The following is a 15,466-nucleotide window of genomic DNA, read 5'->3' as shown; positions in this document are numbered from 1 at the left end:
GGAGTAGATGGGTATGTCCGTAACGATAAAAGATGTAGCGAAGAAGGCGAACGTGGCTCCCTCTACTGTTTCCCGCGTTATTTCAGACAGTCCGCGTATCAGTGAGAAGACGAAGCGGAAGGTAAGGAAAGTAATGGAGGAGCTTGGCTATCATTTGAATTACAACGGCCGGGTCCTTGTCAGTCAGTCCACCCAGACAATCGGCATCGTAACGAAGGTATCCTCGATCCACTCCTTCGACAACCCGTTTTTTTCGGAATTGTTGAGAGGGATCAGCGATGCCTGTCATGATAGTGACTACAGTATTTACTTAACGACGGGAAACACAGAAGAAGCTATTTATAAAGAAGTCGTCAAGATGGTCCAGGGAAAGCGTGTCGACGGCTGTATCGTCCTTTATTCCCGCGAGGATGACAAGGTTGTCCCGTATTTAAGGGAATGCGAATTTCCTTTCGTCATGATCGGCAAACCGGTCGATTCTCCGGGAGACACCCTCTATGTCGATAATGACAACGTACAGGCGAGTAAAGATGCGACGAACCATCTGATCAAGCTCGGCCATGAGAAGCTCGGTTTCATCGGCGGCGACGCACAGTACGAAGTAGCCCGGGATCGTCTGCAAGGATTTAAGCAGGCGCTTCAGGCGAACGGACTGGATGAAACGGCGCACATCTGGAAGAACATCCAGGCGGATCAGTCGGGAGCGGAAGAAGTGGCTGCTGCATTGACGGCTCTCTCCGACCCGCCGACGGGACTCGTGATCACGGACGACTACAATGCCATGATGGTCATGCGTGAATTGACGACCAAAGGCTGGAAGCTGCCGGAGCAGATGAGTGTGATCGGATTTAACAACACGATGATCGCCCGGCTCTCCAGCCCTCCGCTGACGACGGTTGATACCCAGTCGTTCCAGCTCGGCCATGAATCGGCACGCAACCTTATTGAATGGTTGAAATATCCGGACAGAATCAAGAAGAGCGTCATTATTCCGACGATCATTATCGAACGCGAATCCTGCAGCAGGAAATCGCCGATCCGTCCGTCTTAACTATAAAAAGAAAAGGGGAATGAACATGAACGTCCTAGTATGGAACGAATACCGTCATGAAAAAGAAAGCGAGATCGTCCGCGATATTTATCCGGAAGGAATCCACGGTGCGATCGCCGAATTTTTAGAAGAGGAAAACGTAACCGTTCGTACAGCAACTCTGGATGAGGAAGAACACGGGTTGACCGACGACGTGCTGGATGGAACCGATGTCCTCGTCTGGTGGGGACACAAGGCGCACGATGAAGTAGAGGATCATATCGCAGAGAAAGTGAAGCAGCGGGTATTGGACGGCATGGGTCTGGTCGTGCTTCATTCCGGTCACTTCTCCAAGCCGTTCAAGAAACTGATGGGAACGTCCTGTGATCTGAAGTGGCGCGAAGCCGATGATAAGGAACGGATCTGGGTCGTCGATCCATCCCACCCGATTACAGAAGGAATCGGAGAGTATATCGAGCTTGAGAGAGAAGAGATGTACGGGGAACACTTCGACATTCCGACCCCGGATGAACTGATTTTCGTCAGCTGGTTTGAAGGCGGAGAGGTATTCCGAAGTGGAGCGACCTTCCGACGCGGCAAAGGGAAAGTCTTCTACTTCCGCCCGGGACATGAAACGTACCCGACTTATCATAATAAAGAGATCCAGCACGTGATCAAGAATGGTGTGAAGTGGGCCCGTCAAACGGAAACGCCGACACCTGTATATGGAAACGCACAGCCACTCGAAAAGATTGCGCCGAAATAAACAATAAAGGAGCCTGATATCATGTCTACATTGAAAATTGCCGTCATCGGCTGTGGAAGCATCGCTCAGCACCGTCACCTTCCGGAATACAACAATAATCCAAATGCAGAAATCACGGCTGTCTGCGATATTGTCGAAGCCCGTGCCGAGGAAATTGCAGCTGAATACGGAGCGAAAGCGTATACGAGCTATGAAGAATTGTTGGAGAAAGAATCCGTAGATGCTGTCAGCGTCTGTCTGCCGAACTACCTCCACGCACCTGTTTCCATCGCAGCACTGAATGCAGGCTGCCACGTCCTATGCGAGAAACCGATGGCGACGTCGAAAGAAGAAGGTGAAGCGATGATTGCCGCTGCTGAAAAAGCAGGGAAGAAATTGATGATCGGCCACAACCAGCGCTTCGTACCTTCTCATGAAAAGGCGAAGGAACTGCTTGCAGCAGGTTCCATCGGCAAAGTGTACAGCTTCCGTACGGCATTCGGTCATGGCGGACCGGAAGGCTGGAGTGCAGAAGGGAAAGACAGCTGGTTCTTCAAGAAAGAAGAGGCGTTCATCGGAGCGATGGGAGACCTTGGTGTACATAAGGCAGACCTGATGCGCTACGTGTTGGGGGAAGAGTTCACGAACGTCGCCGGCTTCATCGAAAGCAGTGCGAAAGAAAACAGCACGGTGGATGATAATGCCGTCTGCATCCTCCGTTCTGAATCAGGTATTGTCGGTACAATGGCTGCGAGCTGGGCATACAACCCGAAGGAAGACAATTCGACGGTCATCTACGGATCAGAAGGAACGCTTCGCTTAGAAGATGATCCGACGTATTCTTTGATTGCCAACTACAACAACGGGGACACCGTCCGTTACGAGCTTGGAAAAATCCAGTCCAACGATGAGGGTGGACAAAGCAATTCTCACGTGATCGACCATTTCCTTGACAGCATTATTAATAAGAAAGATCCGTTGATCACCGGAGAAGAAGGACTGAAGTCACTGGAAGTCATTCTGGGAGCGCTTCGTTCCAGTGAAACAGGTCAAATTGCAAGCTTGGAGAAAGTCACGAAATGACCCGTCTCCGTATAGGTTTGATTGGAGTAGGGGGAATTGCCCAAGGGAGGCATATTCCCTCTTTCCTTGAATTACAGGAGGATGTCATCCTGCATGCTGTCCAGGATGTGAATGAACAAAGAGCGAAGGAAGTAGCAGAAACACACGGCATTCCGCACGTATATGAAGATTATCCTGCGATGTTTCAGGATATCGACGCCGTTATCATCTGTACACCGAATAAATTTCACGCCGAGATTGCGGTTGCGGCATTGGAAGCGGGCGTGCACGTCTTGTGCGAGAAGCCGATGGCGATTACGACAGAAGAATGTGAAAGAATGATCGAAGCAGCAGAGAAAAATGACCGCCTTTTGTCGATTGCGTATCATTATCGTTTCACTCCGGAGGCAAAACTCGCAAAAAACGCCATTCTTGAGAAGGAGATTGGTGATCCGCTTGTGACCCGTGTCCAGGCGATGCGGCGGAGAAAAGTCCCGGGATGGGGCGTCTTTACGAATAAAGAGCTGCAGGGGGGAGGCAGTTTGATTGATTTCGGCTGTCATCTTCTCGACCTTGCTCTCTGGCTGCTGGATGATCCCGAACCTGTAGAAGTGATGGGACGTGCCTATGACCGGCTGAGTAAGACGCCGGGGCAGGTGAATGACTGGGGAACATTTGATCATGAAACGTTCAACGTCGATGATCATGTGACCAGTTATATCACGTTTGCGGATGGTTCTTCCATGCAGTTCGAATGCTCCTGGGCTGCGAATATCAAAGAGGACCATACATCCCTTTCTATTTCAGGAGTCGATGGAGGACTCAGCGTTTATCCGCTGGAGCTTTATCAGGCGAAGTTTGGTGCTCTGGTCGATAGTACGATGAAAATAAACGAAGGATACCCGGAGCCGGGCGTGGCCCAGGCCAGGAACTTCGTGGACAGCTGTCTGGGGCGTACAGAGCTTGTCGTTCAGCCTGAACAGGCGCTTAAAGTGACGAAATTGATGGAAGCGATCTACGAAAGCAGTCGGACCGGTTCCAGTGTGAAAATAAATCGATAATGGAGGAATGAGCGATGAAACTAGGCGTATTTACGGTATTATTCTCTGATAAATCGTTTGAAGAAATGCTTGACCATGCAAAAGAATCCGGATTGAAAGCGGTGGAAATCGGAACAGGCGGTTATCCGGGTAACGCTCACTGTGACGTCGATGTTCTTCTTGAGAGTGAAGAGAAGCGGAAGGAATACTTGGCGAAGGTGGAGGATCGTGGTTTGACCATCAGTGCCTTCAGCTGTCACGGCAACCCGATTTCTCCGGATAAAGCTTTCGCTGATCAATGCCACGAAACGTTCGTCAAGACGGTGAAGCTCGCCGGATTAATGGGAGTTCCGGTCGTCAACACGTTCTCCGGAACCCCTGGTGGAAGTGAACAGGATACGGCGCCGAACTGGCCTGTCACACCTTGGCCGCCGGAATACTCCGATATTCTGGAGTGGCAGTGGACGGAAAAACTGATTCCGTACTGGAAGGAACAAGCGAAGCTTGCCGAGGAGAACGGGGTCAAGATCGGACTCGAGCTTCATGCCGGATTCCTCGTTCATACGCCTTACACGATGCTGAAGCTTCGCGAAGCGGCAGGGGAGGCGATAGGAGCCAATCTCGATCCGAGTCACTTATGGTGGCAGGGCATCGATCCGGTCGCGGCCATTAAGATACTTGGAAAAGAGAATGCCATCCATCACTTCCATGCGAAGGATACGTATATCGACCAGGAAAATGTAAACATGTACGGGTTGACCGACATGCAGAATTACGCAGCCGTCCAGACGCGGGCTTGGAGTTTCCGTTCCGTCGGCTACGGCCACAGTGTCAAGGAATGGTCGGATATTATCAGTGCACTAAGGACGTTCGGATACGATCATGCCGTCAGCATCGAGCATGAGGATCCGATCATGTCGATTGATGAAGGTTTCCGCCAGGCCGTGAAGAATTTGAAGTCCGTCTTGATAGAAGAACAGCCGGCCGATATGTGGTGGGCGTAAACAGCACGTACAGTCTGTAAGGGAAAGAAAGGGGAATGGATATGGATCGGATGAAGGGAATCAGGGGTGGCTTATATGCGGTCAGTGAGTGGATTTCCAAGTTTGCGCTGACGAATCTGCTGTGGACATTGTTCAATTTGCCGGTCGTGTTGATTTTGTTAAGCATCCTCGGCATTGGGGAGAGGGGACAACTCTGGTATCTGCTGCCGCCGCTCGTCTTACTTCTTCCGATCGTCTTCTTCCCGGCGACGACCGCTCTGTTCGCGAAAGCACGGGAATGGGTGCGGAAGGAGGAGAAACACGGCAGGGAAAACAGCTATTGGTACTATTACAAAGAAAACTACGCTGGAAGCGTGAAGGTTGGAGCACTATTGACTTTTCTCTGGGTGGTTGTCGCAGCAGATGTGTATTATTTCTCTGCAGCGAATCCGTTGATGATGAACGCCTTCCTCGTCTCGAGCATCATCCTTTTTGTTTATACCATCAACGTATTTTCGGCCATGGTGCATTACGACCTTAAGGTGGGTGGTGTGCTGAAACAGGCGTTCTTCCTGACGTTCTCGAGTCCGGTGTTGTTCCTCGCCGTTGCAGTGACGGCCGGTTTCATTCTGATGGTCAGTCTTTATATCTTCCCGTTGATTCTTCCAATTTTCACGGGATCGATTCTTTCTTTCCTCGCTTTTTCTGCCTTTTATCGTCTTGTGCTGAAATGGCAGGAGAAAACGGAAGCAGCATAACCGGAAGCCTTTGGTTTCCGGTTTTTTGTTGTTTTCATTTAAGTGGGAGGGACGGGCTGGGGGATATGGGACGCTTTCTGCGCGAAAATATCCTTCCACAATAGCAGCAGGTTAAGACAGAAAAGTTTTTGGGGGAGTGTTCTTCGGAAAGGAAGGTGTTTTTTACGTGGAGCCTCCACATCTTACATTCAAGCCATCTCACTGATTTATCTCTCAGTAGCAAATGATGTTAAGGAAAAGCTGCCTTGGTGGTATGAGCTGTAGAAAGGGCGCATATAGATGAGAGTGAGTGGTCTATGACTCCTATTATGGAGGTGACAGTGGTGTGAGTTCTGCCATTGTCACCTCTTTTTTCGCCGCAGGCACAGGCAGGAGGGGGATCGATGGTCGAATTGAACGGAAGGACGTTGACTATCAGTCAAATACGGTCGATATGTTACCAAAACGCGCCGGTTTCTTTGAATGAGATGAGTCTGGAGAAGGTCCGGGCGAGCCGGCGGGTGGTAGAGGAGATTGTGAAGAAGGGCAGCATCGTATATGGCATTAATACAGGGTTCGGGAAACTGAGTGATGTCCGGGTAGCAGCGGCGGATGTCGATCAACTGCAGCAGCATTTGATCCGATCGCATGCCTGCGGTGTCGGGGATCCTTTTCCGGAAATCGTGAGCAGGGCAATGATCGTGCTGCGTCTCAATGCGCTCTTGAAAGGCGTGTCCGGGGTACGGGAAGAAGTCGTATGCCGGCTGCGCGATTTGATCAATAAGGGCATCCATCCGGTGATTCCATCACAGGGATCGCTCGGGGCGTCCGGTGATTTGGCGCCGCTTGCTCATCTTGCACTTGTTTTGATGGGAGAAGGTTGGGTCAACTATCGGGGGGAAGTACTTCCGGCAGAAGATGTGTATGCGCGACTTGGCATGGAGCCGATCCAATTGAAAGCGAAAGAAGGACTTGCGTTGATCAACGGTACGCAGGCGATGACGGCGGTCGGGGTCATCCAGTTCATCGAATCGGAACGGCTCGCTCTGCAGTGTGACTGGATCAGCAGCATGACGATGCAGGCGTTGGAAGGGGTTCGTGATGCGTTCCATCCGAGCATCCACGCGGCGCGCGGGTATCCGGAACAAGAGGAGGTGGCGGAGCGGATCCGGCACTTGATCCACGGCAGTCAGCTTGTTACGTACCAGGGAGAGAAGCGGGTGCAGGATGCGTATTCAATCCGCTGTATTCCGCAAGTCCACGGAGCGTCCTGGCAGGCTTTACGTTACGTGGAAGACAAGCTGACGATCGAGATGAACGCTGCAACGGATAATCCATTGCTGTTGGAAGACGGAAGGGTTGTCGTCTCCGGGGGGAATTTTCATGGTCAGCCGATTGCGCTGGCGATGGACTTTATGAAAATCGCGATCGCTGAATTTGCAAGCATTTCCGAACGTCGGGTCGAGCGGCTCGTCAATCCGCAGTTGAACGATCTTCCCCCTTTTTTAAGCAGAGACCCCGGGCTTCAGTCAGGTGCCATGATCCTGCAATATGTGGCGGCGTCTCTTGTTTCGGAGAATAAAACGTTTGCCCATCCGGCGAGCGTCGATTCGATCCCGTCCTCTGCGAATCAGGAGGACCATGTCAGTATGGGAACGATCGCCGCCCGCCATGCCGCTGAGATTGTCAGAAATACGTACAAGGTGCTGGCGATCGAGCTGATCTGCAGCATGCAGGCGCTGGAGTACCGGGGAGTGGAGAAGGCCTCTCCGAAGACGGCGGCTTTGTATGAAGCAGGGCGAAAGGTCGTGCCGAGCATGACAGAGGACCGGGTTTTTGCGGAGGATATCGAACGGGCGGCGGCGTGGCTGCAGACGGATGTGTTTGGTTGGAAGAAATGGAGAGAAGGGGGAGATCCCAGTGGCGGAAGCGAGGAAGGTACGCGCCAAGACGGGGAGAGGTCTTGAGTGTAAAGGATGGGAGCAGGAAGCGGTGCTGCGGATGCTCTGCAATAATCTTGATCCGGACGTCGCCGAGCGGCCGGAGGATTTAGTCGTGTACGGCGGCATCGGCAAGGCGGCCAGGAATTGGGAGGCGTTTGATGCCATCGTTTCGACGTTGAAGCGTCTGGAAAAGGATGAAACGATGCTTGTTCAGTCCGGTAAACCGGTCGGAGTTTTCCGGACCCACGAACAGGCGCCGCGTGTGCTGCTTGCCAATTCGGTCCTTGTCCCGAAATGGGCGGATTGGGATACGTTTCATGAGCTTGACCGGAAAGGATTGATGATGTACGGCCAAATGACGGCCGGGAGCTGGATCTATATCGGCTCGCAGGGCATTCTGCAAGGGACATATGAAACGTTCGCGTCGCTTGCTGAACAGCACTTCGGAGGATCGCTTCAAGGAACAATTACGTGGACGGCCGGCCTTGGCGGCATGGGGGGCGCACAGCCGCTCGCAGTGACGATGAACGGCGGAGTCGTCGTCGCGGTCGAAGTGGACGAAACCCGGATCGATAAACGGATTGCGACAGGATACTGTGACCGGAAAACGGCGTCGCTTACAGAGGCGTTAAAATGGGCGGAGGAAGCAAAGCGTGCCGGGCGCCCGCTGTCGATTGCGCTCCTCGCAAATGCTGCAGATGTCTATCCATCTTTGATTAATAGAAAGGAAGAAATCGATATTTTGACAGACCAGACCTCGGCACATGACCCGTTGAACGGATACATACCGAAGGGGTGGAGTCTGGAAAAGGCGGCGGAACTGAGAAAGGAAGACCCGGAGCGCTATGTGGAGCTTTCCTCCCGGTCGATGGCCGATCACGTCACGTCGATGCTTCATTTTCAAAAAGAGGGGACGATCGTGTTCGACTACGGCAACAATATCCGGCAGGTCGCCTATGATCAAGGAGTTAAGGATGCTTTTGCCTTCCCGGGATTCGTCCCTGCCTATATCCGGCCGCTGTTCTGTGAGGGGAAAGGACCGTTCCGCTGGGCGGCGCTCTCCGGGGATCCGGCAGATATCAAACGGACGGATGATCTTTTGAAAGAATTGTTCCCGAACGATGAAAAACTGCTGCGTTGGATCCGGATGGCAGAAGAGAAGGTCCAGTTCCAGGGCCTCCCGTCGAGAATCTGCTGGCTGGGCTACGGAGAGCGGATGAAGATGGGGCTTGCGATCAACGAACTCGTGCGGAAAGGGGAACTGCGCGCACCGGTCGTAATCGGCAGGGATCATTTGGACTGCGGCTCGGTCGCCTCTCCCAACAGGGAAACAGAAGCGATGATCGACGGCAGCGATGCGGTGGGGGACTGGGCGGTACTCAATGCACTCCTTAATACGGCTGCCGGTGCTTCGTGGGTGTCCTTCCACCACGGTGGTGGTGTCGGCATGGGATATTCCCTGCACGCCGGAATGGTCGCCGTCGCTGATGGATCGCAGCTTGCAGAAGAGCGCCTCCGACGGGTGCTTACGACGGACCCCGGCATGGGCATCATCCGGCACGCTGACGCAGGATATGAGAAAGCGGTGGCAGAAGCGAAACGGCACGGCATCGATATTCCGATGAAGAAGGAGGAGACGTAATGTTGGATCTCGTGATCGACCGGATTGGTGAGCTGATCCTACCGGAAAAGGGACCGCTGAAGGGCGAAGCAATGGCTGAGCTGCCCGTTCGGCGGAACGCGGCCCTCGGCATTCAGAACGGCAAGGTCACGTGGATTGGGAATCAGGGCGAAGCGGCCCCGGCACGTACCTATGTCGATGCTCGTCATCAGGTGGTTTCCCCCGGACTTATCGACCCCCACACCCACCTTGTTTTCGGAGGTTCCCGGGAACAGGAACTCCCGTTGAAGCAGGCGGGCATGCCGTATTTGGAAATCTTGAAACGGGGCGGCGGTATCCTTGCGACCGTCGAGAAAACGAGGCTTGCGACTGAGACTGGACTCTATGAAAAAGGGAAAGCGACGCTTGCGAGAATGGCGGCTCACGGGGTGACGGCCGTGGAGGCAAAAAGCGGCTACGGCCTTGATCGGGAAACGGAACGGAAGCAGCTCCGCGTCATCAAACGTCTCGGGGAGGAAGGAATGCTGACAGTGGTTCCGACCTTCCTTGGTCCACATGCGATTCCTGACAGCATGGACCCGGACGTCTTTTTACAGGACATGATCGATCTGCTTTCTGATATCAAGAACGAGGGCCTTGCCCGCTTTACGGATATCTTCTGTGAGACGGGCGTGTTCACGGTCGATCAGTCGCGTCGGTTTATGGAAGCATCGAAGAAACTCGGCTTCCCTGTCAAAATTCACGCCGATGAAATCGACGCGCTTGGCGGTACAGAGCTTGCTGTTGAACTGGAAGCGGTATCTGCGGATCATCTCGTCGCTGCGACGGAGATTGGGATGAAAAAGCTGGCCGCCGGCCGGACGATTGCTGTGCTTCTTCCGGGCACGACCTTCTACTTAGGGAAAGATGCGTATGCCGATGCACGGAGGATGCTCGGGAAAGGGGCCGCCGTTGCCCTTGCGACCGACTTCAACCCTGGAAGCTGTGTGACCGAGAACCTGCAGCTCATCATGTCGCTTGCTGCATTGAAGCTGAAGATGACGGCGGAGGAAATCTGGAATGCGGTGACGACGAACGCGGCCTGCGCCATCGGATTGGAAAACACGGCCGGCCGCATTGAAATCGGAGCAGCCGCTGATCTCGTACTTTGGGACATTCCGAACTACACGTACCTTCCCTATCATTACGGCGTGAACCATGCCCGTTCGGTTTGGAAGGACGGCCGGAACATTTGGGAAAAGAGGGATGCCGATGTCTTTCCGTTACGTTAAACCGGCAGGGGAAGCAGTTTTCAAAGACAGCCTGACGACGAAGATGGAGGACCGCATCGTTCCGTACCGCCAAGGAAAGGGAGCGGAGGCGGGGATCATCGGTCTGCCTTTGTCGAAGTCCTCGATTTCCCCGTCGACGGCATCGGAAGCGCCGGCTGCGATCAGGAAGGCGTTCCGGTCTTTGACGACCTATGCTCCCGGAAAAGGGGATTATGCAGGGACGATTCTTGATTTCGGCGATGTCCTCATGCATCCGACGGATATCGGTGAGAATATTGCCAGGCTGAAAGAAAGCATCCGCGACATGTTGAAACAGGAGGCGTGTCATCGCTACATTATTCTCGGTGGGGACCACGGCATCAGCTACCCTTCGATCGCTGCCTTTCAGGAAAAATACGGCACGATCGGCGTGCTGCAGTGGGACGCCCATCACGATCTGCGTAACCTGGAGGACGGCGGACGAACAAATGGGACACCTTTTCGCAGTTTGCTGGAAGCAGGTATTCTGAAGGGTGAGCATCTAGTACAGATCGGTATCCGGGACTACTGTAACGCAGGAGCGTATGCGGAATATGGCGAAGAGAAAGGTGTACGCGTGTATACGATGGAGGAAGTGGAACGGCAGGGCATCACGACGATTCTTCAGAAGGAAATAGCCCGGTTGAAAACAGTGACGGACGCCGTCTATTTATCTGTCGATATGGATGTGGTCGACCAGGCCTTCGCACCGGGTTGCCCGGCAGCCGGACCGGGGGGAATAACATCGCGGGAGCTTATTTCAAGCATAGCGGCAGCCGCGGCAGATCCTTCGGTTAAAGCGATGGATCTTGTAGAAAACGATCCATCTAAGGATATCCGTGACATGACAAGTCGTTTGGCTGCCTATGCGATGATGACGTTTCTCCATGCGAAATAGATAGGCAGTTGACGGTCGATGTGGTAAAGTATGGATATAAATCAGTTGCAAGGAGACAGAGGTACGGATGAAAGAAGTCATTTTGCTGTTAGCGGAGATCGTCAACATCTGGCATGAGGTGATCGCAGATTTTTCGTCCTCGATGGGGTGGACTCTGACGGATAAGGAACTGCATTTTTGGGTGATCGGGATACTTGGCATTATTGGCCTCGTATTCGTCGATATTCTTTTTCACATTCTCGCCAAGTGGAGCATTACGGCCATCTCGTTTCTATTCACCTTCGCCATGGTGCTGGTGTTCGTTTTCGCCGTCGAAATCCAGCAGAAGATCACAGGCAGCGGGAACATGGAATTCGGAGACGCGGTCGCAAGTGTACTCGGCTTTTTCCTCTTCTGCGGTATCTATATGATCCTGCGTTTGATTTCAAAGGCAGTAAAGCGGTGGATTGACAAGCGGGACGAGAAGTCCGCGGCATAAAGGGACCCCGGCTATTCTATATGGAATAGCCGGGGTTTTTAGTTTTATGGTTCAAAGTGACATAGCTGACGGCAGAGAAAAGGAGAGAAGACGATGGAAATTAGAATAGATGATTTACAGGGACGGGAAGTGGCGGATTTACTGGAGGAACATCTTCAGATGATGAGGAGGCATTCGCCTCCGGAAAGTAAACATGCCCTTGATCTCGAGGCACTGCGCGCATCGGAGGTGACATTTTGGAGTGCCTGGGAAGATGGGGAGTTGGTTGGCTGTGCGGCATGGAAGGTGCTGGACAGAAAACATGTAGAGCTCAAGTCGATGAAAACGAAAGCTGGTCATGAACGGAAGGGCGTCGGCAGAAGTATCCTCGCACACGTGCTGAAAGCAGCGAAGGAAGCGGGATACGAACGGGTCAGTCTGGAAACCGGATCGATGGAATACTTCAAGCCGGCGCGGACGCTGTATGAGCGTTTCGGTTTCCATTACTGCGCCCCGTTTTCGGATTATACGGATGATCCAAACAGTGTCTTTCTGACAAAAGACCTGAAAGAATCATAGGATGTTATCATAAGAGAAGGAAGCTTTAGGGGGTGTAGGATAAGTGAAGCGGTTGTCTATTTTCTTAGGTGGTCTGTTGTTTGTTCTTTCTGCTCTGCCGATTCTTGGCGTATGGAACGGATTCGGCTCCGGTATTTCTGAATTTTTCTTAGGTATCAGCATCTTCCTGCCTGTTGTTTTCGCCATTGCCGGTCTGCTGTTCAGCATCTTCGGATCGAAGGGGACGTGGAAAGTGGTGCTGATCCTTCTCAATACGGCGAGCGTCATCTTCTGGGGGTTCGTCCTCTTCGTAGCCATCTTCGGATTTCAGAACCCTTGATACGTAAACAAAAAGGAACGAGGATTTCCATCCCGTTCCTTTTTTGTGTTTAGCAGCACGGCGCACAGCACGGCTGTTTCTTCTCCCGGAAGAAGCGGGGACTTGGGTTCTTTGGTTCCTTCTTAGCGATCGGAATGCGATACTCGTTATTGCGGCGACCGTACTCTAACTGCTTTTCTATGACATAAAAGGTCTCCATATCAGTTCTCTCCTCCGTTCGTGTCTGCTTTCGTATAGAAGAATTCCCACTCGTTTCCGTCCGGGTCCGTGATCCAGAACTTGTCCTGAAGCGCATAGCAGCAGTTCGTGTCCTTCTCTTCCCGAGTGAAGAAGCCGAGAGCTTCCAACCGGTGTTTCTGCTGATCGATGTCTTCCTGTTGATCGACTTGAATACCGAAGTGGCCGACCTGATTGCCCGCGACTTCCGGTTTCTTATTAAGGGTGAAGTTCAGTCCGAGCCCTTCCGGTAAATATTTCGCATAGTCTTCTTCCTCCTTCACCGGGGTTTCACCGAAAACTTTGTTATAAAAAGCGATCGACTCCTCTAAATTGGTGACGTTCAATCCCACGTGTACATTCATGTACTTTCCTCCATTCATCAACTTTTTTTGATTTATAGGGTAAAAAAATTAACCGCGACGGAACAGGCAGCATAGTTCTTCTGACAAAAGGTGATTGATTTCTTTATGTTGGAGGGTGTAATAGCTCCATGTCCCCCGCGTTTCTTTCTCGATCAGACCGGCATCCATCAAAATCTTCAAATGATAGGACAGCTTGGATTGCGGGAGCTCCAGCTTCTCAGACAAATCGCAGACGCATACTTCTCCGTATTCGGTAATTTCATGGAGGATGTGAAGGCGGCGTTTGTCTGCCAGCGCTTTGAACTTCTTCTCATAGAGCGCGAATGTATTCGTAAGGGATACATCTGTAAAGGGCATGTTCTCTTTCATGGAATCCTCCTTCATCAATTTTTTTTGATGAATTAATCATATGTCAGAAAATTCGGTAAGTCAAGGATTATATTGGCAATAAAAAATAAGTTGCATATATAAGCATACACTTATATAATGGCGGTGGATGAAAGGGAGGGGAAGGGTATGGAGCCGAAGACGATCGATTTGGAAAATGCCGCAAAAACGCTGAAGCTGCTTGGAGACAAAACGCGCTTGACGATCCTCGGGATGATCAAGGGCGGCGAGTGCTGTGTGTGTGAGTTTGTGGAAGTGCTGCAGATGAGTCAGCCGTCCATCAGTCAGCATTTGCGGAAGCTGAGAGACGCCGGGCTGGTGAAGGAGCGCCGCAGGGGGCAGTGGGTTTTTTATTCGTTGAATGAAGCACATGAGACGTATTCGATCATCGAGCAGGTGTTAAACCAAATACCTGATCAAAAAGATAAATTAAGAGCATTGGAAGAAGCAGGACTGCGAATCCAGTGCGACATCTAGGGGGATGCACGTGAGTTCAGCCATTATTGCCATCATTATTTTTCTGATCACCCTGACATTGGTGATCTGGCAGCCGAAGAACTTGGGGATCGGCTGGTCAGCCTGCGGGGGAGCCGTGCTTGCTCTTCTGTTCGGTGTCGTCGATTTCCAGGACGTCGCTGATGTGACAGGCATCGTCTGGAATGCCACTTTAGCGTTTATAGCGATCATCATCATATCCTTGATTCTGGATGAGATCGGATTTTTTGAGTGGGCTGCGTTACATATGGCCCGCATTGCCAAAGGAAACGGAAAGAAAATGTTTATTTACGTCATCCTGCTCGGGGCGCTCGTTTCTGCCCTGTTTGCCAATGATGGGGCGGCTCTGATTCTGACACCGATTGTACTCGCAATGGTCAGGAATCTGAACTTCAAGGAAGCGATGATTCTGCCGTTCATCATGGCGAGCGGCTTCATTGCCGATACCGCTTCCCTGCCGCTTGTCGTCAGTAACCTTGTGAATATTGTATCTGCAGATTTCTTCGGCATTGGTTTCGTAGAATATGCTTCGCGTATGATCGTGCCGAACTTGTTCTCGATTGCGGCGAGCATCCTCGTCCTCTTCCTGTTCTTCCGGAGGAGCATTCCGGGAACGTACGAGGTAAGTCAGCTGCAGGAGCCGAAAAGGGCAATCAAAGATCCTAAAATGTTCCGCCTGTCATGGGGCGTCCTTGCTGTGCTGCTCATCGGGTACTTCGCCAGTGAGCCGCTTGAGATTCCGGTTTCCATCATTGCCGGCATCGTGGCGATTTTCTTCCTGCTGATGGCGAGGAGAAGTGCAGCAGTGGAAACGGCAAAGGTCGTCAAAGGTGCGCCTTGGGCGATCGTGTTCTTCTCGGTCGGCATGTATGTCGTTGTATATGGACTGCGGAACGTCGGGTTGACCGACGTACTGGCAGAGGTCATTCAGTACACAGCGGATCAAGGATTGTTTGCAGCGACTATTTCCATGGGATTCATCGCAGCGATTCTTTCTTCGGTCATGAACAACATGCCGACTGTGATGATCGATGCACTGGCCATTGCAGGAACCGATACATCCGGGACGATCAGGGAAGCGTTGATCTATGCCAACGTCATCGGTTCGGATCTAGGTCCGAAAATCACTCCGATCGGGTCGCTTGCTACATTGCTTTGGCTCCACGTCCTTTCTTTGAAAGGCGTCAAGATTTCATGGGGATACTATTTTAAAGTTGGTGTGATTCTGACGGTACCGACGTTATTCATTACACTGACCGGCCTTTATATCTGGCTGTTACTCTTATAAACCAACACGAAG

General features: G+C 52.0%; 17 protein-coding genes and 1 pseudogene. 15 read left to right on the top strand and 3 right to left on the bottom strand.

Going from position 1 to position 15,466, the window contains the following annotated elements; translation table 11 throughout:
• Window positions 1-13: 13 nt before the first annotated feature.
• The 13 genes from QRD89_RS16765 to QRD89_RS16705 all read left to right on the top strand — a co-directional run bounded on the left by QRD89_RS16765 (window position 14) and on the right by QRD89_RS16705 (window position 12,703).
• Window positions 14-1,051, top strand: a complete 1,038-nt coding sequence (locus QRD89_RS16765) for a LacI family DNA-binding transcriptional regulator (protein WP_286095857.1) — start codon at window positions 14-16, stop codon at window positions 1,049-1,051.
• Between the two features lie 25 nt (window positions 1,052-1,076).
• Window positions 1,077-1,796: a ThuA domain-containing protein gene (locus QRD89_RS16760; RefSeq protein WP_008632434.1), complete on the top strand. Its 720-nt coding sequence runs from the start codon at window positions 1,077-1,079 to the stop codon at window positions 1,794-1,796.
• A 21-nt stretch (window positions 1,797-1,817) separates the two neighbouring features.
• Entirely contained in the window at window positions 1,818-2,858 is a 1,041-nt protein-coding gene (locus tag QRD89_RS16755; RefSeq protein ID WP_008632441.1) for a Gfo/Idh/MocA family protein, read from the top strand.
• A complete protein-coding gene (locus QRD89_RS16750; RefSeq protein ID WP_286095856.1) occupies window positions 2,855-3,898 on the top strand; it encodes a Gfo/Idh/MocA family protein in 1,044 nt (347 codons plus the stop codon). The genes QRD89_RS16755 and QRD89_RS16750 overlap by 4 nt, the downstream gene beginning before the upstream one ends.
• Window positions 3,899-3,912: 14 nt before the next feature.
• Window positions 3,913-4,881, top strand: a complete 969-nt coding sequence (locus tag QRD89_RS16745) for a sugar phosphate isomerase/epimerase family protein (protein ID WP_062514844.1) — start codon at window positions 3,913-3,915, stop codon at window positions 4,879-4,881.
• 41 nt (window positions 4,882-4,922) lie between these two features.
• On the top strand, window positions 4,923-5,618 hold the full coding sequence (locus QRD89_RS16740; RefSeq protein ID WP_286095855.1) for a YesL family protein: 696 nt from the start codon (window positions 4,923-4,925) through the stop codon (window positions 5,616-5,618).
• 383 nt (window positions 5,619-6,001) lie between these two features.
• The gene (gene hutH, locus QRD89_RS16735; protein WP_286095854.1) at window positions 6,002-7,564 is read left to right on the top strand and encodes a histidine ammonia-lyase; all 1,563 of its coding nucleotides are present in this window, start codon (window positions 6,002-6,004) and stop codon (window positions 7,562-7,564) included.
• Entirely contained in the window at window positions 7,518-9,182 is a 1,665-nt protein-coding gene (hutU, locus tag QRD89_RS16730; RefSeq protein ID WP_026577884.1) for a urocanate hydratase, read from the top strand. Before hutH ends, hutU begins: the two co-directional genes overlap by 47 nt.
• On the top strand, window positions 9,182-10,432 hold the full coding sequence (gene hutI, locus QRD89_RS16725; protein WP_286095853.1) for an imidazolonepropionase: 1,251 nt from the start codon (window positions 9,182-9,184) through the stop codon (window positions 10,430-10,432). The genes hutU and hutI overlap by 1 nt, the downstream gene beginning before the upstream one ends.
• Entirely contained in the window at window positions 10,413-11,348 is a 936-nt protein-coding gene (hutG, locus tag QRD89_RS16720) for a formimidoylglutamase (RefSeq protein ID WP_286095852.1), read from the top strand. Before hutI ends, hutG begins: the two co-directional genes overlap by 20 nt.
• 67 nt (window positions 11,349-11,415) lie before the next feature.
• The gene (locus QRD89_RS16715; RefSeq protein ID WP_008632457.1) at window positions 11,416-11,826 is read left to right on the top strand and encodes a hypothetical protein; all 411 of its coding nucleotides are present in this window, start codon (window positions 11,416-11,418) and stop codon (window positions 11,824-11,826) included.
• A gap of 93 nt (window positions 11,827-11,919) precedes the next feature.
• Window positions 11,920-12,384, top strand: a complete 465-nt coding sequence (locus QRD89_RS16710) for a GNAT family N-acetyltransferase (RefSeq protein WP_502875602.1) — start codon at window positions 11,920-11,922, stop codon at window positions 12,382-12,384.
• A gap of 43 nt (window positions 12,385-12,427) precedes the next feature.
• Window positions 12,428-12,703 (top strand): hypothetical protein, encoded by a 276-nt coding sequence (locus tag QRD89_RS16705; RefSeq protein ID WP_286095851.1) that lies wholly within the window; start codon window positions 12,428-12,430, stop codon window positions 12,701-12,703.
• A gap of 49 nt (window positions 12,704-12,752) precedes the next feature.
• Here the strand turns inward: QRD89_RS16705 and QRD89_RS16700 are convergent, their stop codons facing one another.
• The 3 genes and pseudogenes from QRD89_RS16700 to QRD89_RS16690 all read right to left on the bottom strand — a co-directional run bounded on the left by QRD89_RS16700 (window position 12,753) and on the right by QRD89_RS16690 (window position 13,653).
• Window positions 12,753-12,902 carry a hypothetical protein gene (locus QRD89_RS16700; RefSeq protein WP_286095850.1) on the bottom strand — a complete coding sequence of 50 codons (150 nt, stop codon included), beginning with the start codon at window positions 12,900-12,902 and terminating at the stop codon, window positions 12,753-12,755.
• Window positions 12,903-12,918: 16 nt separating this feature from the next.
• Window positions 12,919-13,284 (bottom strand): annotated as a pseudogene (locus QRD89_RS16695) (ArsI/CadI family heavy metal resistance metalloenzyme); the annotation flags it as partial.
• A 48-nt stretch (window positions 13,285-13,332) separates the two neighbouring features.
• Complete coding sequence (locus tag QRD89_RS16690) at window positions 13,333-13,653, bottom strand: ArsR/SmtB family transcription factor (RefSeq protein ID WP_008632465.1); 321 nt, start codon at window positions 13,651-13,653, stop codon at window positions 13,333-13,335.
• Window positions 13,654-13,800: 147 nt separating this feature from the next.
• Between QRD89_RS16690 and QRD89_RS16685 the strand changes: the two genes are divergently transcribed.
• Both QRD89_RS16685 and QRD89_RS16680 read left to right on the top strand, forming a co-directional pair.
• Window positions 13,801-14,148: an ArsR/SmtB family transcription factor gene (locus QRD89_RS16685; protein ID WP_286095848.1), complete on the top strand. Its 348-nt coding sequence runs from the start codon at window positions 13,801-13,803 to the stop codon at window positions 14,146-14,148.
• 4 nt (window positions 14,149-14,152) lie between these two features.
• Window positions 14,153-15,454, top strand: coding sequence for an arsenic transporter (locus tag QRD89_RS16680; RefSeq protein WP_201029315.1), 1,302 nt, complete (start codon window positions 14,153-14,155; stop codon window positions 15,452-15,454).
• Window positions 15,455-15,466: the final 12 nt, after the last annotated feature.

The organism is Halobacillus sp. ACCC02827 (genome assembly GCF_030291935.1).
Taxonomy (GTDB): Bacteria; Bacillota; Bacilli; order Bacillales; family Halobacillaceae; genus Halobacillus.
Note: the sequence above shows the minus strand (reverse complement) of the source record. Positions and strands in the feature narration are given on the sequence as shown.